The sequence below is a fragment of the Micromonospora sp. NPDC051196 genome (assembly GCF_040682415.1).
GTDB lineage: Bacteria > Actinomycetota > Actinomycetes > Mycobacteriales > Micromonosporaceae > Micromonospora.
In genome coordinates this window covers 776,307-794,592 of sequence record NZ_JBFBAY010000001.1, presented here as the reverse complement: position 1 = coordinate 794,592, position 18,286 = coordinate 776,307, and the positions used below count along the sequence as shown (strand labels likewise).

At 71.1% G+C, this 18,286-nt stretch carries 12 protein-coding genes; 4 read left to right on the top strand and 8 right to left on the bottom strand.

Annotation, left to right across the window (positions count from 1 at the left end; translation table 11 throughout):
- Positions 1 to 33: 33 nt before the first annotated feature.
- From AB0M35_RS03635 to AB0M35_RS03620, 4 genes are all read right to left on the bottom strand, one after another.
- A complete protein-coding gene (locus AB0M35_RS03635; protein ID WP_363741012.1) occupies positions 34 to 2,517 on the bottom strand; it encodes a glycoside hydrolase family 2 protein in 2,484 nt (827 codons plus the stop codon).
- Entirely contained in the window at positions 2,514 to 3,416 is a 903-nt protein-coding gene (locus AB0M35_RS03630) for a carbohydrate ABC transporter permease (RefSeq protein WP_363741887.1), read from the bottom strand. The genes AB0M35_RS03635 and AB0M35_RS03630 overlap by 4 nt, the downstream gene beginning before the upstream one ends.
- 5 nt (positions 3,417 to 3,421) lie before the next feature.
- Entirely contained in the window at positions 3,422 to 4,411 is a 990-nt protein-coding gene (locus AB0M35_RS03625) for a sugar ABC transporter permease (RefSeq protein WP_363741009.1), read from the bottom strand.
- A gap of 76 nt (positions 4,412 to 4,487) precedes the next feature.
- Positions 4,488 to 5,765 (bottom strand): ABC transporter substrate-binding protein, encoded by a 1,278-nt coding sequence (locus tag AB0M35_RS03620; protein WP_363741006.1) that lies wholly within the window; start codon positions 5,763 to 5,765, stop codon positions 4,488 to 4,490.
- Positions 5,766 to 6,114: 349 nt separating this feature from the next.
- On the opposite strand from AB0M35_RS03620, the gene AB0M35_RS03615 reads away from it, so the two are divergent.
- Positions 6,115 to 7,137, top strand: a complete 1,023-nt coding sequence (locus AB0M35_RS03615; protein WP_363741004.1) for a LacI family DNA-binding transcriptional regulator — start codon at positions 6,115 to 6,117, stop codon at positions 7,135 to 7,137.
- Positions 7,138 to 7,150: 13 nt separating this feature from the next.
- Here AB0M35_RS03615 and AB0M35_RS03610 read toward each other — a convergent pair whose 3' ends face one another.
- Positions 7,151 to 9,445 carry an EAL domain-containing protein gene (locus AB0M35_RS03610; protein ID WP_363741002.1) on the bottom strand — a complete coding sequence of 765 codons (2,295 nt, stop codon included), beginning with the start codon at positions 9,443 to 9,445 and terminating at the stop codon, positions 7,151 to 7,153.
- Between the two features lie 220 nt (positions 9,446 to 9,665).
- Between AB0M35_RS03610 and AB0M35_RS03605 the strand changes: the two genes are divergently transcribed.
- Positions 9,666 to 10,043, top strand: a complete 378-nt coding sequence (locus tag AB0M35_RS03605; RefSeq protein WP_363741000.1) for a PH domain-containing protein — start codon at positions 9,666 to 9,668, stop codon at positions 10,041 to 10,043.
- Positions 10,044 to 10,068: 25 nt separating this feature from the next.
- Here AB0M35_RS03605 and AB0M35_RS03600 read toward each other — a convergent pair whose 3' ends face one another.
- Positions 10,069 to 10,995 (bottom strand): 2-hydroxyacid dehydrogenase, encoded by a 927-nt coding sequence (locus AB0M35_RS03600; RefSeq protein WP_363740998.1) that lies wholly within the window; start codon positions 10,993 to 10,995, stop codon positions 10,069 to 10,071.
- A 96-nt stretch (positions 10,996 to 11,091) separates the two neighbouring features.
- On the opposite strand from AB0M35_RS03600, the gene AB0M35_RS03595 reads away from it, so the two are divergent.
- Together AB0M35_RS03595 and AB0M35_RS03590 are read left to right on the top strand one after the other, a co-directional pair.
- The gene (locus tag AB0M35_RS03595) at positions 11,092 to 12,258 is read left to right on the top strand and encodes a PQQ-dependent sugar dehydrogenase (protein WP_363740996.1); all 1,167 of its coding nucleotides are present in this window, start codon (positions 11,092 to 11,094) and stop codon (positions 12,256 to 12,258) included.
- 66 nt (positions 12,259 to 12,324) lie between these two features.
- On the top strand, positions 12,325 to 13,920 hold the full coding sequence (locus AB0M35_RS03590; protein ID WP_363740994.1) for a metallophosphoesterase: 1,596 nt from the start codon (positions 12,325 to 12,327) through the stop codon (positions 13,918 to 13,920).
- A 208-nt stretch (positions 13,921 to 14,128) separates the two neighbouring features.
- Here AB0M35_RS03590 and AB0M35_RS03585 read toward each other — a convergent pair whose 3' ends face one another.
- Both AB0M35_RS03585 and gatB read right to left on the bottom strand, forming a co-directional pair.
- Positions 14,129 to 16,486, bottom strand: a complete 2,358-nt coding sequence (locus tag AB0M35_RS03585) for a pyruvate dehydrogenase (protein ID WP_363740992.1) — start codon at positions 16,484 to 16,486, stop codon at positions 14,129 to 14,131.
- Between the two features lie 219 nt (positions 16,487 to 16,705).
- On the bottom strand, positions 16,706 to 18,199 hold the full coding sequence (gene gatB / locus AB0M35_RS03580; protein ID WP_363740990.1) for an Asp-tRNA(Asn)/Glu-tRNA(Gln) amidotransferase subunit GatB: 1,494 nt from the start codon (positions 18,197 to 18,199) through the stop codon (positions 16,706 to 16,708).
- Positions 18,200 to 18,286: the final 87 nt, after the last annotated feature.

Here is an 18,286-nt window from a genome sequence, read left to right as displayed (position 1 = left end):
TGTGCATCCATGCTGCGGACGGTGGCTCGGCCGTCAGACGGGTGCTCCCGTCGACAGGTCGTTGACGCAGCGCAGAACGGGGCGGGTGGTGAGGGCGGTGGGGTCGAGCGGCGCCGCCGAGCGCACCGTGAAGGTCGCCGACTCACCGGGCAGCAGGGTCACCAGCGCCTCGTCGATCTCGGCGGTGGGATCGAGCCGGTCCGGGAACAGGCTCAGATCGCGCAGGATGGTGCGGGCGGTGACCCGGACCAGTCGGCCACCGTCGGTCGGCTCGACCACCGCGTCATAAGCCGCCGCCGGCCACCGGATGTCGCGGTCCTCGGCGAAGAACCACAACGCCCGGCCGGTCGGTTCGCCCGCTTCGGCGACCAGCAGCTCGGTGTGCGCGTCGTCGGGCCGGGCCAGCTCCACCGGCAGCGCCAGCGTGACCGTGGCGTACGCGGGCACGTCCAGCTCCAGGGTCGTCTTCGCCCTCGGTTCACCGGTCAGGGTGAGCCGGGTGACCGTGGCCGGGGCCCGCCACGGCTGACCGCCGTCGTTGACGGCGATCAGGGCCAGCCCGCCGTCGCGGGGTTGCACGGTGAGCAGCCGGTCGGCGTACGCCCGGCGCAGCGCGTACCACAGGGGTTTGCGCCGGCCGTCGCCGTCGACGGCCGACCAGGAGGTGACCGGCCAGCAGTCGTTGAGCTGCCAGACGATGGTGCCCATGCACCGCCCCCGGTGGGAGCGGAAGTGCTCCACGCCGAGTTGGATGGCGCGAGCCTGGTTGAGCTGGGTCAGGTAATGCCAGTCGTCGAAGTCGCGCGGCTCGGGCAGGTGCGCGTCCAGGCCCCGGCGCAGTTTGCGGTCGCCGTCGGTGGCCTTCTGGTGGTGCGCCATGCCGGGCGAGTCGTACGCGAGGGGCTCGTCGGAGATCGCCCGGCGCAGCGTCGCGTACGCCGGTGGCCCCTGGTAGCCGAACTCCGCGACGAACCGGGGCAGATAGTCGCGGTACTTCACGTAGTCGTCGGTGTTCCAGACGTCCCAGATGTGGGTGGTGCCGTACGCCGGGTCGTTGGGGTGGATCTGCTCACTGCCCGACCAGGGGCTGCCGGGCCAGTAGGGGCGGGTCGGGTCCAGTTCGGCGACGATGCGGGGCAGCAGGTCCAGGTAGTAGCCGTGGCCCCAACTGCGCCCGGCCAACTGCTCCTGCCAGCCCCAGTCGTGCCAGCCCCAGATGTTCTCGTTGTTGCCGGTCCACAGCACCAGGGACGGGTGCGGCGCGAGGCGGGTGACCTGCTCGGCGGCCTCGGCGGCGACCTCGCCGGCGTACGGTTCCTCCTCGGGATAGGCCGCGCAGGCGAAGAGGAAATCCTGCTGCACCAGCAGGCCACGTTCGTCGGCCAGGTCGTAGAAGTCGTCCGACTCGTACCGGCCGCCGCCCCAGACCCGCAGCAGGTTGATGTTGGCGTCGGCGGCCTGGTCGAAGCGGTGGGCCAACCGTTGCCGGGTGACCCGGGTGGGGAAGACGTCGTCGGGGATCCAGTTCACTCCCCGGACGAAGACCGGCACCCCGTTGACGTGCAGGGCGAACGGCGCGCCGTGCGCGTCCGGCGTGGTGTCCAGGTGTACCGAGCGGAAGCCGATCCGCCGGTGCCAGACGTCGAGCAGCTCGCTCTGCGGCCCGTGCAGGGCTACGTCCAGGTCGTAGCGGGGCTGGTCGCCGTAACCACGCGGCCACCACAGTGCGGGCCGAGGCACGTCGAGGGTCAGGGTGGCGCTTCGCTGTCCCGCCGCGACGGTCGCCTCGGCGGTCACCCCCGCCACCTGGGCCCGCACGGTGAGCGGCAGGTCCGCGAGCCGGTCCACCTCGACGTGCACCGCCACCCGCCCGTCGAGGGCGTCGACGGTGACCAGCGGTCGTACGGTGGCCAGCCGGGCGACCGACCAGCCGTGCAGGCCGATCTCCTGCCAGATGCCGGCGGTCACCAGGGTGGGCCCCCAGTCCCAGCCGAAGTTGCAGGCCATCTTGCGGATGAACTGGAACGGCTCCGGATAGGCGTTGGGCCGGTCACCGAGCCGGTCGCGGTGCGCGTGGGCGTACCGGTAGGCGGAGTCGAAGCGTACGGCCAGGGTGTTGTTGTCGGGTTGAAGCAGTGCGGTGACGTCGAAGCGGTAGCCGCGATGCATGTTCTCGGTGCGGCCGACCTCGACGCCGTTGACGGTCACCGTGGCAACCGTGTCCAGCCCGGCACAGACCAGGTCGAGACGCTGGTGGGCGCCGGGCGGCCGGTCGAAGGTCGTCTCGTACGCCCAGTCGGTGTGCCCGATCCAGGCCAGCGCGGTCTCGTTGTCGTCGAGGTACGGATCGGCGATCAAACCGGCGGCCAGCAGGTCGGTGTGCACGCAGCCGGGCACGGTGGCTGGTACCACCCGACCGTCGACCTCGGCTGGGACCTGCGGGCCGGAGATCGCCCGCAGGGTCCAGCCGTCGTGCAGCGCCTGCCGGATTGGACCGGTCCCCCGCGCGTCGCTCAAGACTTCACCGCGCCTTCCATGATTCCTCGGACGATCTGCCGACCGCCGATGACGAGCATGATCAGCAGTGGCACCGTTGCCACGAACGCACCGGCCAGCACCCGTCGGTAGATGACGTAGTTGCCGCTGGCCAGGTCGGAGATGGCCACCATCGAGGTGGGGTAGTCGGTGCCGTTGAGGGTGATCAGCGGCCACTGGAAGTCGTTCCAGGTGGCCACGAAGGTGAGCAGGCCGAGCACCGCAAGAGCCGGACGCACCGCGGGCAGCGCGATCGTCCACCAGATCCGTATGGTGCTGGCGCCGTCCACCCGAGCCGACTCGACCAACTCATCGGGCACCGTGTTGACGATGAACTGTCGCATGTAGAACACGCCGAACGCGGTGACCATGCCGGGCACGATCACCGCCAGCAGCGTGCCGTTCCAACCTAGCTTGCCCATCACGATGTAGAGCGCGACGATGCCGAGTTGATTGGGCACCGTCAGGGTCAGGATCACGAAGAGCATCAGGGCCCTGCTGCCCCGGAAACGCAGCTTGGCGAAGGCGAAGCCGGCCAGCGAGCAGAAGAACAGCACCGAGGCGGTCACCACCGTGGCGACGATGACGCTGTTCACCAGGGACGCGGCGAAGTACACGTCCTGTAGCGAGAAGACCTCGTCCAGGTTCGCCAGGAACCGGTCACCGGGGATCACCACCGGCGGCAGTTGCGAGGTCGCCTCGTCGGTGCTGGTCGCGATGACGAACATCCAGTACAGCGGGAACGCCGCGAACAGCGCGGTCACCGCCAGGAACAGATAGGTGCCGATGCCGGCCGGGGTGTCCTGCGGTGCCCGGCCCAGCAGCGCGGGCCGCTTGCGCCTCGCGGGCGGTACGGGTGTGGCGGCGCGACGCCGCGCCAGAAGGCTCACTTGCGTCCCCCCGAGATGCGATTGGTCAGCGCGGTGTTCAGCGCGGCGACCACCAGGATGATGAGGAACAGCGCCCAGGACATCGCGGCGGCGTACCCGAGGTTGAGGTCCTTCCAGCCCACCTTGTAGATCAGCTGCGCCACGGTCTGCCACTCCCCGCCGGAACCGCCGGTGGCGGCCTGCGCGTTGAGGTCGAACAGCATCGGCTCGGTGAACAACTGGAGCCCGCCGATGGTGGAGAGCACCACGGTGAAGATGACCACCGGTCGGATCATCGGCACGGTGATCCGCCAGAGCTGACGCCACGGGCCGGCACCGTCGAGCGCCGAGGCCTCGTAGACGTCCCGGGGGATGGACTGCATGGCGGCCAGGTAGAGCAGGGCGTTGTAGCCGACCCACTTCCAGTTGACCATCGTGGCGATGGCGATCCAGGAGTGCAGTTTGTCGGCGCGCCAGTCGATCGGATTCTCGGTGCCGATGCCGACCAGCCCGAGCGCCCAGTTCGCCATTCCGAGGTCACGGGCGAAGAAGACGTTGAACACCAGCGTGGAGGCGGCGATCGGGGTGATGTACGGCAGCAACGCGCTGACCCGCCACCAGGTCTGTCCCCGCAGCCGACGGTTGAGCATCGAGGCGATGACCAGCGCCAGCAGCAGTTGCGGGACGGTGGAGAGCAGGAAGATGCCGAAGGTGTTGTAGAGCGCGTTGCCGAAGTCGCCGTCGGTGAACAGCCGACGGAAGTTCTCCACACCGGCCCAGCCGGTCAGATCCGGCTCGTCGAGGCGCCAGTGGCGCAGCGCCACCACCCCGTTGAAGACCATCGGGAAGAGCCCGAAGACGAAGAAGAGCAGGAAGAACGGAGCGATCAACAGGTACGGCACGTAACGCACGTCGAAGCGGTGCAGCCGGTCGCGCCAGGTCATCGACCGGCCGGTGGGTGGCCGGGGGCGGGTGGCCGGTTCGGGGGCCGCGCGCGTGGTGGGCATCAGGACACTCCAGGTACGGCGGGACGACAGACCGGTGCCGGGGTGACGCGGACTCTCCCGCGCCACCCCGATCACCTCACTTGCTGGCCTTCTCGGCTTCCTTGATCGCCTCGGCCCAGGCCGCGTCCGACTTGAGCGTGCCGTTCTGCACCCGGTTGATCACGTTCTCCACCGCCACCCGGGTCGGTCCGTTCTTCCGGCCCAGGTACTGCGGCGTCAGGCCCTCGGCCATCTTCGGGAAGATCTGCCCGACCGGCGCCGAGTTGAAGAACTCGTTCTTGAAGTCGGCGATCGCGGGGTCGGTGTAGAGCCCGGGCTGCGAGGGCAGGTTGCCGACCGTCTTGAAGACCTCGATCTGCTGTTCCGGCTGGATCAGCCACTCCAGGAACTTGTACGCCTCGTCGATGTTGCGCCCCTGCTTGGGGATGGTCAGGAAGGAGCCGCCCCAGTTGCCACCGCCGCCGGGCACCGCGGCGATGTCCCACTTGCCCTTGGTGCCGGGCGCGGTGTTCTGGATGTGGCCGAGCATCCACGCCGGGCAGGTGAGCACCGCGAACGAGCCGTTGGTGAAGCCCTTGTCCCAGTCGGCCTGGAAGCTGGTGAGGTTGGCCGACAGGCCCGCGTCGGCGGCCTTGACCGCGTAGTCGAAGGCGACCTTCGGGCCACCTTCCATCAGCAGCTGCTCGCCCGCGTCGTAGAAGCCGACCGGCTGCTGGCCGAGGATCGGGTTGAACAGGTTGGTCGCGTTGTCGACGAACTTCTTGTTCGTCTTGGCGACGTAGCGCTGGCCGACGGCGAGGAAGTCGTCCCAGGTGGGCCAGAGCGCGGAGACCTGATCGCGCTCGGTGGGCAGGCCGGCGGCGGCGAACAGGTCGGTGCGGTAGCACATCGCCAGGCCACCCACGTCGGTGCCGAGCGCGATCTGGGTCTGCCCGTCGGCCGACAGCGACTGCTTCCACTTCCACGGCAGGTAGTTGCTCTCGTACTTGCCCGCACCGGAGTCGAGCAGGTTGACGAACTTGTCCGCCTGGCTGCGGAACTGGACCATGAAGCCCTCGTCGATGGCGGCGATGTCGGGCGCACCCGAACCGGCGATCAGCTTCTTCTGCAGGTCCTCGTGCTGGGCGTTGTACTCCCCCGAATTGAGCGCGATCTTGACATTCGTGTGCTCCGCCTCGTACCTGGTCTTGAGTTCCTGGAGGCCGAAGTCTCCCCAGAAGTTGATCGTCAGCGTGACCTGACCGTCAGCGCTGGAGCCACCTGTGGTGCTGCGTCCGCTGCACGCGACGACGAGTGAACCGACCGCAAGTCCTACGGCTGCGACCCGCAGCCAACGAGGCGTAGACCGCTTCATGACCCATCCTCCAAGACGAGTGGGACCGCTCCCGAGATCGAGATACGTCGACTGAACCGGATAAGTGACGCCACCGTACGGGCGCACTCCCGAAGTGTCAACGGCGAGTTAACGACGTGGTCAGCCGGTAACCCGAGGACGGTTAAAACCCGATCAACCACCAGCTCCAGGCCCGATGGCCAGTTGGCCCGGCAAGCTCGACCCGCACCAACTACCTAGACTGAACCGAACAAGTTCGCGGCGCTCGGACCCACACCGGGTGGGTGGCGGTCGACGGGTAGCGTGTCCAGCGCCGGCGGACAGCCGTACGGCAGGCGGACAATGGACTGGTGCAGGAGGACGTACGCCGGTGAAGCGGCCCACGATCGCGGATGTCGCCCGGCGGGCGGGGGTTTCCAAGGGTGCGGTGTCGTACGCGCTCAACGGCCAGCCCGGCGTCTCCGAGGCGACCCGGCAACGCATCCTCGCCATCGCCGCCGAGATCGGCTTCAGCCCGAGCAGTGCGGCCCGGGCCCTGTCCGGCGCGACCGCCCGGGCGATCGGCCTGATCCTGGCCCGGCCCGCCCAGACCCTCGGCATCGAGCCGTTCTTCATGGAGCTGATCAGCGGCGTCGAGGCGGAACTGTCGGCGCGCTCCTACGCGCTGACCCTTCAGGTGGTCACCGACGCCACCGCCGAGATCGCGGTCTACCGCCGGTGGTGGGGTGAGCGGCGGGTCGACGGGGTGCTCGTCTGTGACCTGCGCACCGACGACCAGCGGGTGCCGGTGCTGGAGGAGTTGCGGCTGCCCGCCGTGGTGATCGGCGGCCCGGCGGGCACCGGCCGGCTGGCCAGCGTCTGGTCGAACGACGCGGCGGCGCTGGTGGAGACCGTGGAATACCTGTACGCCCTGGGGCACCGCCGGATGGCCCGCGTCGCCGGCCTGCCCGACCTGCTGCACACCACCATCCGGACGCAGGCCTTCACCGAAGTGTGCCAGCGACTCGGTCTGACCGAGTCGGTCGTCGCCTCGACGGACTACACCGGCGAGGAGGGCGCGCGGGCGACCCGGAGGCTCCTGAGTTCCCGGATCCGCCCCACCGCGATCATCTACGACAACGATGTGATGGCCATCGCCGGGTTGTCGGTGGCACAGGAGATGGGCCTCACCGTTCCCGCCGATCTGTCCATCGTGGCCTGGGACGACTCACCGCTGTGCCGACTGGTGCATCCGCCGCTGACCGCGGTCGGACGGGACATCCCCGCGTACGGCGCGCATGCCGCCCGGCAACTCTTGCAGTTGATCGAGGGGGCTCCGGCGACCGACCTGCAGGACGAGCAGGCTCATCTGACGCCACGCGGCAGCACCGGCCCGCCCGGCGGCGACCAGTGAACCGGTTAAGCCCTCATCGGGACGCGGAGGGGAACTCCTCGAAGTACGCCTCGACCCGCTCAGCCGTGGCGGGACGAGCCAACTCGTACCCCTGGCCGTAGCGGCATCCGGCCCGGCGGGCACCGTCGACCTGGTGGGCGGATTCGAGTTCCTCGGCCACCACCTCCAGTCCCAACCGGTCGGCGACGGTGACCACCACGTCCAGCAGGGGACGGTCCCGGCTCGCCCCGGTCACCTCCGGCCCGACCTTGAGCAGGTCGATCGGGAGTCGCCGGAGCTGGGCGAGGGAGGCCTGCTCGGCCCGGAAGTCGTCCAGCGCGGTCCGGATGCCCATCGACCGCAGCCCGGCCAGCCGTGCCACGACAGTCGGCAGTTCGGCAGCCAACCGCGGCTCGGCCACCTCGACCACCAACTGGTCGGGCGTCACCCCGTGCGCCGCCAGGACCGCCGCCGTCCGGGGGACGAAATCCGGTGAGATCAGCTCGCGGGTGGTGACGTTGACCGCCATCCACAGTCGTCGGCCGCCGACGGACCACGCCGCCACCTGCCGGCAGGCCCGGTCCAACACCCAGGCGCCCAGCTCACCGACGATGTCGAGATCCTCCGCCACCGGCAACAGCTCGGCCGGGAACACCGTGCCGAGCACCGGGCTGCGCCAACGCAGCAGCGCCTCCGTGCCGACCGGCATCCGGTCGGCGAGCCCGATCACCGGCTGGTAGACCAGGTCCAACTCGCCTCGGGCGACCGCGCCGGGCAGTTCCCGCTCCAGGTCCAGCCGACGGACCAGTTGGTCCTCCAGGTAGGCGTCGTACCACTCGACCCGGTCCCGGCCGAGCTGCGCCGCGCGCCGACGGGCCAGGTCCGCCTGGCGCAACACGTCCTCGGGGCGGCCGTGGGCCAGTTCGGCCAGCCCGACACAGGCCCGCGAGCGCAGCACCGCACCGGACACCTCGTACGGCCGGTCCAGCGCGGCGAGCAGCCGGGTGCCCAGCGCGTACGCCAGCAGTGGCCCCGCCCCGGTGACCACCGCGAACCCGCTGCCGGCCAGGTCGATCACCTCGTCGTCGGCCCCTGTCACGGCCCGCGCCCGGTGGACGGCCTCGGCGGCCACGTTGTCGCGCACCGCCATCCCGGGCAACTCGGTGAGGTGCAGATCGACCACCAGCAGGGTGCCGGTCGCGGACTCCGACCTCGCGGCCAGGACCCGCAGCAGGGCAGCGCGCCCGGTGGCGACCGGCTCCTCGCCGATCGCCGGAGCCAGGCCAGCGGGGGTCGGGGCAGCGGGGGTCGAGGCAACGGGGGTCGGGGCAGCGGGGGTCGGCGCGACCGGGATCGGGGCGGTCTCCGGGCCGGCGCCGAGCAGCTCGCGTGCCACCAGCGCGGGCACCACGGCGAGCGCGAGCAACACGGTGGTGCGGTCGGGTAACCGCCCGGACTGCAACTGATGGACGGTGGCCAGCACCACCCCTGCCGCCGGAACCACCACACGCGGCCAGCGCAACGTGGCCACCGGTGACGGCTCCGCCTCCGCCGCCACCAGGTGCCGCACCCCGGCAGCGGTCAGCAGCACGCCAATCACCAGCGGCGGAACCGCCAGCAGGGCCGGCCGCCCGACGGCAGGACCGGATGGCAGTGCGGCCAGCAGCGTCAACGCGAGCAGGGTCAGCGCTGCCCCGGCCTGGCACCGGGTTACGCCGGCCGCCCGGTTCGGCCCGGTCAGCACGGTGAGTACGACAACGGTCAGCACGCCGACGGCCACCGCGGCGACCAACCGCACCGGGGACGACACACCGGCGTACGGCAGCAGCAGCCAGGCGGTGAGCACCAGGCCGACACCGGCCGCAGCGCCGTCGAGCAGCCGGCGGGGCCACATCCGCTCCGGTGGCCCCGGCCGGCGAGGCAGGCTGAACAGGCCGCCGCCGAGCAGCACGGCGGCACCGGCCAGTCCGGCGACGGCGGCCGCCGGGCGGCTGTCGTCGGAGGCCAACGGCAGTACCGCCGCGCTCAGACCGGCGATCACCACCGCCGCGTGCAGCAGGGCTGCGGCTCGACGCGGCCGGGCCGCACGGCGGCGGGCGAGCCGCCCACCGGCCGGACCGGGGGCCGGCGTGTCAGGACCGACGGCGAGCCGGGACAGCCGTACCCCGGCCAGCGTCGAACCGGCCGCACCGGCGAGCGCCACCACCGCCAGCGCTGGCATCGACCCGGCCGCGCCGACGATGACGAGTACGGACACCACCGCGAGCACGCAGGTCTCCGGCAGGGCAGGGCGTCGGACGGTGGCGCGGAACACAGACGCGACGGGCACGACATTCGCCTTCGTGAGGGGGCACTGGGGCGGTGCGGCGGTGCGAGGGCGAACAGCTAGTCGGCCACTCATCCCCGGAAAACGAGCCAGCGCGCAAGCAGTGACGCCCAGTGAGCCAGATCACTGTACGCGCTCGGTCGATCACGCAGAAGCAGGCCCCCGGGGTGCCCCTGCCACGGCCCGCTGCCGTCCAGGTCGGCGATGGTGGGATCATCGAGGGGTGACCAGCACCGACACCACCCGATTCCGACACCACCAGGCCATCCTGGTCGGGGCGATCGTCGGCACCATCGGTGCCCTGCCCCTGGCCAGCGCCCGCGCGTACCTGCTGCCCGTGCTGCTGGTGCCACTGGCGGTGGCCGTCTGGGCATGGCGCGCCGGCACCGACGTGAACCCGAACGGGCTGCGGCTACGGGCGCTGCTCGGCGACCGCCGGATCCGCTGGGACCAGGTCGTCGAGCTGGGCGGCGACGCACGCGGCCGGGCGGTCGCGCAACTCGACGACGGCAGCCAGCTCGTGCTGCCCGCAGTACGCCACGTGGACCTGCCGCAGCTGGTGGCGGCGGCCGGCCGAGGCAGCGTCGAAGTGGCTCAGTAGCCGCGCGGAGCGGCGCCAGGGCCGCTCAGTAGCCGTTCACCACCTCGTTGTCGAGCTGTTCTCCCGCCACGAACCGCCGGATCTGCTGGCCCACCAGGCGGTACGCCCGAGGCAACAGGCCGCGTACCGACCCGGCGACGTGCGGGGTGATCAGTACGTTCGGCATCGCCCAGAGCGGGTGGTCGACGGGCAGCGGCTCCGGGTCGGTGACGTCCAGGGCCGCCCGGATCCGGCCGGTGGCCAACTCGGCGACCAGCGCCTCCGTCGCGACCACCGGTCCCCGGGCGGCGTTCACCAGCAACGCACCGTCGCGCATCGCGGCCAGGAACGACTCGTCGACCAGGCCCCGGGTCTGCTCGGTCAGCGGCACCAGCAGCACCACGACGTCGGCCTGCGGCAGCAGCGTGGGCAGGTCGTCGACCCCGTACACGCCCTGCTCGGGTCGAGCGGTGCGGGCCACCAGGTGAAACTGCACCTCGAAGGGGGCCAGCCGGTCACGCACCGCGGTACCGATCGAACCGGCACCGACGATCAGGATTCGTTTGCCGGCCAGCTCGTCGGTCGGCGCCACCTCGTCGTACGCCCACCGGTGCTGCGCCTGCGCGCGGGCCATCGCCGGGAAGCCGCGCAGTTGGGACAGGATGGCGGTGACCACCCACTCGGCGGTGGACGGATCATGCACGCCCCGGGCGTCGCAGAGCATGACTTGCGGCGGGACCCGACCGACCCAGGAATCCGCCCCGGCCGAGAGCAACTGGACCACCGCCAGGTCGGGCAGTTCGCACAGCAGGGCGGTGGCCGCAGCCGGGGCGAGGAAGGGCGGCACCCAGAAACGGACACCGGACGTCGGCGACGGCAGCTTCGCCGGGTCGCTCATCGTCTCGACGATGACCTCCGGCGGCAGCTCACCCAGCAGGTCGTGGCCGACCTCGTGCGGAATCCATACCTTCACGCCCGCTGACGATAGCCCCCGCGACGGCTACCGCCGCCGAGGGGCGGCACGCGCGGGCACCGACGCCCGCGTCCACGGCGGGCTACCCTGGGCCGCGTGAGCGCCCGTCCCCCACTCCCCCGCGCCCGTAGGCTCCGCACGGCCCTCGCGGCGTCCTGCGTGACACTCCTGCTCGCCGCCACCGGTTGCAGCCTCGGCGAACCGGAGCCGGATCCGGCCGGCGAGCCACCGAACCTGCCCACTCCGTCGACCAGCGCGGGCAACGGTGGCCAGGAGGCCGTCGCCACCGTGCTCGCCCAAGGGCTGCGGGTGCCGTGGGGCATCGCCTTCCTGCCCGACGGCGGCGCCCTGGTCACCGAACGCGACAGCGGCCGGATCGTCCAGGTCGGCCCGGAGTCGACCCCGGACGGCCTGCGGGTCACCGAGGTGCAGACCATCGACGACGTGGCCGCCTCGGGCGAGGGTGGTCTGCTGGGTATCGCCGTGTCACCGCAGTTCGCGCAGAACCGGACGGTCTTCGTCTACTACACCGCCGAACAGGACAACCGGATCGCCCGACTGCGGCTCGGGGAGAAACCCACCCCGATCCTCACCGGCATCCCCAAGGCGGGCATCCACAACGGCGGCGGCCTGGCCTTCGGCCCCGACGGGCAGCTTTACGCCAGCACCGGCGACGCCGGGGACACCGACCAGTCGCAGGACGTCAAGCAGCTCGGCGGCAAGATCCTGCGGATCACCCCGGAAGGTAAGCCCGCGCCCGGCAACCCCTTCCCCAACTCACCCGTCTGGTCTCTGGGCCACCGCAACGTGCAGGGCATCGCCTGGGACGGCGACCGGATGTACGCCGTGGAGTTCGGTCAGAACACCTGGGATGAGATCAACCAGATCTCCAAGGGCAAGAACTACGGCTGGCCCGAGGTGGAGGGCCGGGGCGACGACGAGAAGTACGTGGACCCCATCGTGCAGTGGCCGACCGACGAGGCGTCCTGTTCCGGGCTGGCCGCCGTCGAACGGACGCTGGCCACCGCGTGCCTGCGCGGCCAGCGCCTCTGGCTGGTCGAGCTGACCGACACCGGTACGGTGCTCGGGCAGCCCCGGGCGCTGCTGACCGAGCAGTACGGGCGACTGCGTGCCGTGGCCGCCGCCCCGGACGGCTCGATCTGGGTGAGCACCTCCAACCACGACGGGCGGGGCCGACCCGCACCCGAGGACGACCGACTGTTGCGACTTGTTTTCGCAGGTGGCGGAGCTGGGCGAAGCTGAGGCACTCTCTAATACGACACCCTCAGGTTTGTCAAGATCCTTCGGCGGGCAGGTCAGAATCTCAACATGGGCGATCAGGAACACGAGCAGCCGGACCACGGCCGGGACGGCGAGATGCCGGCCCGTCGTTCGCGCCGCTTTGCGTCACTGCGGCGGACCGGCTCCGCGCCGCGCCGTCCCGGGCGGCTCACCGGCGTACGCCGGGTCGGGGTCGCCCTGGCCGTGCTGGTCGTCACCCTGGCCGGGGTGCTGCTCGGCGCCCTGGCCGGCGGGCAGGTCGGCACGGACATCGGTCCGTTCCGCGCGAAGCTGTCCATCTCGCCGGCCGCCGAAGGCGGCACCACCATCCAGATCCCGCCGTTGGGAGCACTCCTGCTCAACAGCCACGACGGGCCGACCCACCTGACCGTCGAGTTGGGCGCGCTGGACCAGAGCCGCGTCGAGGCACTGCTGGACGATCCCGCCAGCCTGAACCGGGCCACCCAGTCGGCGGTCGAGGAGGTCACCGACGGCGTGCTGCGGCTCGGGCTGCGTACGCTCGGCGCCACCGTCCTGGCCACCGTACTGCTGGCCCTGCTGGTGTTCCGGAACACCCGCCGGGCCGCCTGGGCGGGTGGGCTGGCGCTGCTGATCACCGCAGGCAGCCTGGGCACCGCCGCGGCGACGATCCGGCCACAGGCGATCGAGGAGCCGACGTACGAGGGGCTGCTGGTCAACGCACCGGCGATCGTCGGCGACGTACGCAAGATCGCCAACGACTACACCCGGTACGCCGAGCAGCTTCAGCGTCTCATCGGCAACGTCACCCAGCTCTACACCACCGTGTCGGCGCTGCCGGTGTACGAGCAGCAGCCGGGCACCACCCGCGTGCTGCACATCTCCGACATGCACCTCAACCCGGCCGCCTGGCAGCTCATCCGGACCGTGGTGGAGCAGTTCGGCATCGACGTGGTCATCGACACCGGCGACATCACCGACTGGGGCAGCGAGCCGGAGGCCTCCTACGTCGGCTCGATCAGCCTGCTCCGCAAGCCGTACGTCTACATCCGGGGCAACCACGACTCGGGGCGTACGGCCGCGGCGGTGGCCCGCCAGCCGAACGCGATCGTGCTGGACAACGCGACCACCACGGTCGCCGGGCTCACCATCGCCGGCATCGGCGACCCCCGCTTCACCCCGGACAAGAGCACCTCGCCGGCCGCCGGCGGCCTCATCCCACCCACCGCCGACGAGTTGATCAGCACGGGCAACACGCTCGCCGCGACGATCCGCAGCTCACCCAAGCCGGTGAACATCGCTCTGATGCACGACCCGGCCGCCGCCGGCCCACTCTCCGGAACCACCCCGCTCGTGCTCTCCGGTCACACTCACCGCCGGCAGATCGAACGGCTGCCGGAGGTGCCGGGTCAACAGCCCACCACGCTGATGGTGCAGGGCTCCACCGGCGGTGCCGGCCTACGCGGCCTGGAAGGCGAGGAGCCGACCCCGCTGGCCATGACGGTGCTCTACTTCGACCAGGAAAAACAACTCCAGGCATACGACAACATCACCGTCGGCGGCACCGGCCAAGCCCAGGTCAACCTCGAACGCACCGTAATCAACCCCCCCACCACCCCCACCACCCCAACCCCCACTCCCCCCACCCCAACCCCCACCCGCTAACCCCACCCTCACCCTCACCCCACCCCCTTGCCCTCCGCGATCTTGCACTTTTGGTCGCCGCAAATGCTGCCTAACCGGGCAATTCGGCGACCAAAAGTGCAAGATCGACGCAACGAGACGGCGGAGGGCAGGGGCGGGCGGGGCGGGGGCGGGGTGGGGGCGGGGGCGGGGCGAGGGCGGGTAGGGGCGGGGGCGGGGGCGGGGGTGGTTAGTGGAGGGAGAGTGCGGCTAGGGCGGCGTTGACGATGCTGCCGGGGAGCAGGTCGTGCAGGTCGTAGAGCTCGTGGACGCTGCCGGACTGGCCGAACTCGTCGACGCCGAGCGGGACGGCAGGGGCGGCCAGGGCCGAGCCCAGCCAGGCCATCGCGTGCGAGGCGGCATCGTGCACGGTGACCACCGGCACCCGGTCGGCGAAGGCCGACCGCAGCGCACCGGGCACGCTGGGCACGGTTGCCGTGCGTACGCCCTGCCGCAGCGTGCGCTGCCAGGCCCGGTAGAGCCGGTCGAGGCTGGTGACGTCCACGACGTGAGCGGCGACGCCCTCGTCGGCCAGTTCCGCCGCAGCGGTAAGCACCTCGGGCAGCACCGCACCCGACGCGGCAAGTTGCACCGTTGGGGCCCCGGCCAGGTGCGGGTACGCCTGGTGGGCGTCGACCAGCCGGTACGCCCCGGCGAGCACCTGCCGGCGCAGCACCGCGTCGCCGAGACGGGCTCGGGCCGCCTCGAACGGCGCCTGGTCCACGGGCCGGGTGCTCAGCCGGAAGTAGTACGCGCCGTCCTCGGCCGGTGCCGCGGTCGCCGCCGGCTGTGCCGGGCCCGCGATCTGCCCGAGCGCGTCGCAGAGCAACCAGTCCAGACTCGTCGCGTACGCCGGCTCGACGAAGGTGACTCCGGGCAGTTCCAGGCCCACGCTCGCGGTGATCGTGGACTGGTGGGCGCCGCCCTCCGGGGCGAGCGTGATGCCGGACGGGGTACCGGCCACCACGAACCGGGAGCCGGAGTAGGTGCCGTACAGGAAGGCGTCCAGGCCGCGCAGCACGAACGGGTCGTAAACGGTGCCGACCGGCAGCAGCGGCTGCCCGGACAGGTCCCAGGCCAGGCCGAGCTGACCGAGCAGCAGGAACAGGTTCATCTCGGAGATGCCGAGTTCGATGTGCTGCCCGTCAGGGCTCTCCGTCCAGCGCAGCATCCGGTCTTCCGACCAGGACCGCTGCGCGGTCGGCGCGAACACTCCGGTCTTGTTGATGAACCCGGCCAGGTTCGTCGAGGTGGCCACGTCCGGCGCGGTGGTGACGAGGTATCTGCCCACCTGCGGGTCGCGGGCGAGGTCGACCAGCACTCGACCGAAGACCTCCTGCGTGGAGATCGGCTTTGTCGCGCGTACCTTCGTGGTCTGTGGAACGGTGACCCCGAGCGCCCGCTCGCGGGGCGCGCGGGACAGTGCCTCCCGACGCTGCCCGGCCCGGATGCCGGCCGGCGAGGCCGGGTCGAGGCGGTCCCACTCGGTGTCGTCGGTCAGGCCGTGCGCGGCGCGCAGCGCGTCGACCTGCTCCCCGGTGAGCAGCGCCGAGTGGTTGCGCGGATTGCCGGCGATCGGCAGACCCCAACCCTTGACGGTGTACGCGAACACCACGCTCGGCCGATCGGTCACCGCGTCACACTGGGCGTACGCGTCGAGCAGCGCCGCCAGGTCGTGCCCGCCCAGGTCGGTGACCAGCGGGCCCAGCTGTTCGTCGGCGATGTCCGCGACGAACGTGGCGACCTCGGCCGGCGCGCCGTCCAGGAACTGCTTGCGCAGCGCCGGCCCGGTCAGCCCGAACAGCGACTGGTACTGCTCGTTGGGCATCGCGTCGATCCAGTCGCGCAGCGCCTCGCCACCCGGCTGGGCGTACGCCTCGGCCAGCTTGCGGCCGTACTTGACCTCGACCACGTGCCAGCCGGCGGCCTCGAACTGCCCGCGCCACTGGTCGATGCGTACGCCCGGCACGACCCGGTCCAGCGACTGCCGGTTGAAGTCGACCACCCACATCACGTTGCCGAGACCGGTGGTGGCCGGGTCAGCGACCGCCTCCCAGATGTTGCCCTCGTCCAGTTCGGCGTCACCGATCAACGCAACGAACCGCGAGTGTGGACGGGCGCCGAAGTGCGCGTCGACGTACCGTCGGGTCACCGCGGCGAACAGCGGGGCGGCGGCGCCCAGGCCGACCGACCCGGTGGAGAAGTCCACCTCGTCCGGGTCCTTGGTGCGGGACGGGTACGACTGGAGGCCGCCCCGGGCCCGCAGCCGGGTCAGGTAGGACCGGTCCAGGTTGCCCAGCAGGTATTGGATGGCGTGGAAAACCGGGGAGGCGTGCGGTTTCACCGCGACCCGGTCGTCGGCGTCCAGGTGCGCGAACCACAGCGCGGTCATCGCGGTGACCAGGGAGGCGCTGGACGCCTGGTGCCCGCCGACCTTCACCCCGTCGCCGGTCACGCGGTCGTGGTTGGCCGCATCCACGATCCGGGTGGCGAGCCAGAGCACCCGTCGCTGGATCTTGTCGAGAACGTCGATGTCGTGCTGGTTCACGGTGGGCTCCAGGGGCATCGTCGTTGACGCCCGATCGGGGACGGGTGGTGGTGCCTTGGCTGCCGAACGTCGCCGTCGGCGACGCGCCCGGCCCCTCGAAACCCCGAGGTCGGGGAGCCGGCTCGCGCCCGAAGCGCTCGAAGCGCCCGGCGCGGCTCGGATGTTAAGAAGGGGCCCCTCCTCTACGCGAGGCGTTAAGAAGGGGCCCTTCCTTACACCTCAGGCGCCGAGGCGGGCGAGGATCAGCTCGCGGACGGTCTTGGCGTCGGCCTGACCGCGGGTGGTCTTCATGACCGCGCCGACCAGCGCACCGGCGGCGGCCACCTTGCCGCTGCGGATCTTGTCGGCGATATCCGGGTTGGCGGCGATCGCCTCGTCCACGGCGGCGGTGAGCGCGCCGGTGTCGGAGACCACCTCCAGGCCGCGGGCGGTCATGATCTCGGTGGGTGAACCCTCACCGGCGACGACACCCTCCAGCACCGTACGGGCCAGCTTGTCGTTGAGCTTGCCGGCGTCGACCAGGGACTGCAACTCGGCCACCTGCGCCGGGGTGGCCCCGATGTCGGCCAACTCCACACCCGTCTCGTTGGCCCGCCGGGACAGCTCACCCAGCCACCACTTGCGGGCGGCGGCCGGCGAGGCACCGGCGGCGACAGTCTGCTCGATCAACTCGACGGCACCGGCGTTGAGCACCGACTGCATGTCCGTGTCCGACAGACCCCACGCCTCCTGAAGACGGCGGCGGTGCAGCCGGGGCAGCTCCGGCAGGGCGGCCTTCAGCTCGGCCACCCAGGCCGGGTCGGGGGCGATCGGGACCAGATCCGGCTCGGGGAAGTAGCGGTAGTCGGTGGCGGTCTCCTTGGACCGGCCCGGGGTGGTGTCCCCGGTGTCCTCGTGGAAGTGCCGGGTCTCCTGGGTGATCCGACCGCCTGCCTCCAGCACGGACGCCTGGCGCAGCATCTCCGAGCGGACCGCCCGCTCGACCGAGCGCAACGAGTTGACGTTCTTGGTCTCGGTGCGGGTGCCCCACTCCTCGCCGGGCAGGTTCAGCGAGGTGTTGACGTCGCAGCGCAGCGAGCCTTCCTCCATGCGTACGTCGGAGACGCCCAGCGAGCGGATCACGTCGCGCAGCTCGGTGACGTACGCGCGAGCCACCTCGGGGGCGAGCGCGCCGGTGCCGGGGATCGGCTTGGTGACGATCTCGACGAGCGGGATGCCGGCCCGGTTGTAGTCGACGAGCGACTCGGTGGCACCGTGGATGCGCCCGGTGGCGCCACCGACGTGCAGCGTCTTGCCGGTGTCCTCCTCCAGGTGCACCCGCTCGATGCCGATGCGTACCAGTTCGCCGTTGACCTCGACGTCCAGGTAGCCGTCGAAGCAGAGCGGCTCGTCGTACTGGCTGATCTGGAAGTTCTTCGGCATGTCCGGATAGAAGTAGTTCTTCCGGGCGAACCGGCACCACTGGGCGATCGAGCAGTTCAGCGCGAGGCCGATCCGGATGGTCGCCTCGATGGCCGCCTTGTTGGCCACCGGCAGCGAGCCGGGCAGGCCCAGGCAGACCGGGCAGACCCGGGTGTTCGGCTCGCCGCCGAAGTCGGTCGGGCAGCCGCACCACATCTTGGTGTTCGTGCCCAGCTCGACGTGGGTCTCCAGGCCGATCACCGGTTCGAAGCGCGCGACGACCTCGTCGTACGCGGGCAGCGTCGTGGTCATGAGAACTCCAGCTTTGCAGGCGGTAGCCGGCCCACGGCGGCATCCGGACACAACGCTGCCAAGCCTAACCGCTCGACCCGGCCCGTC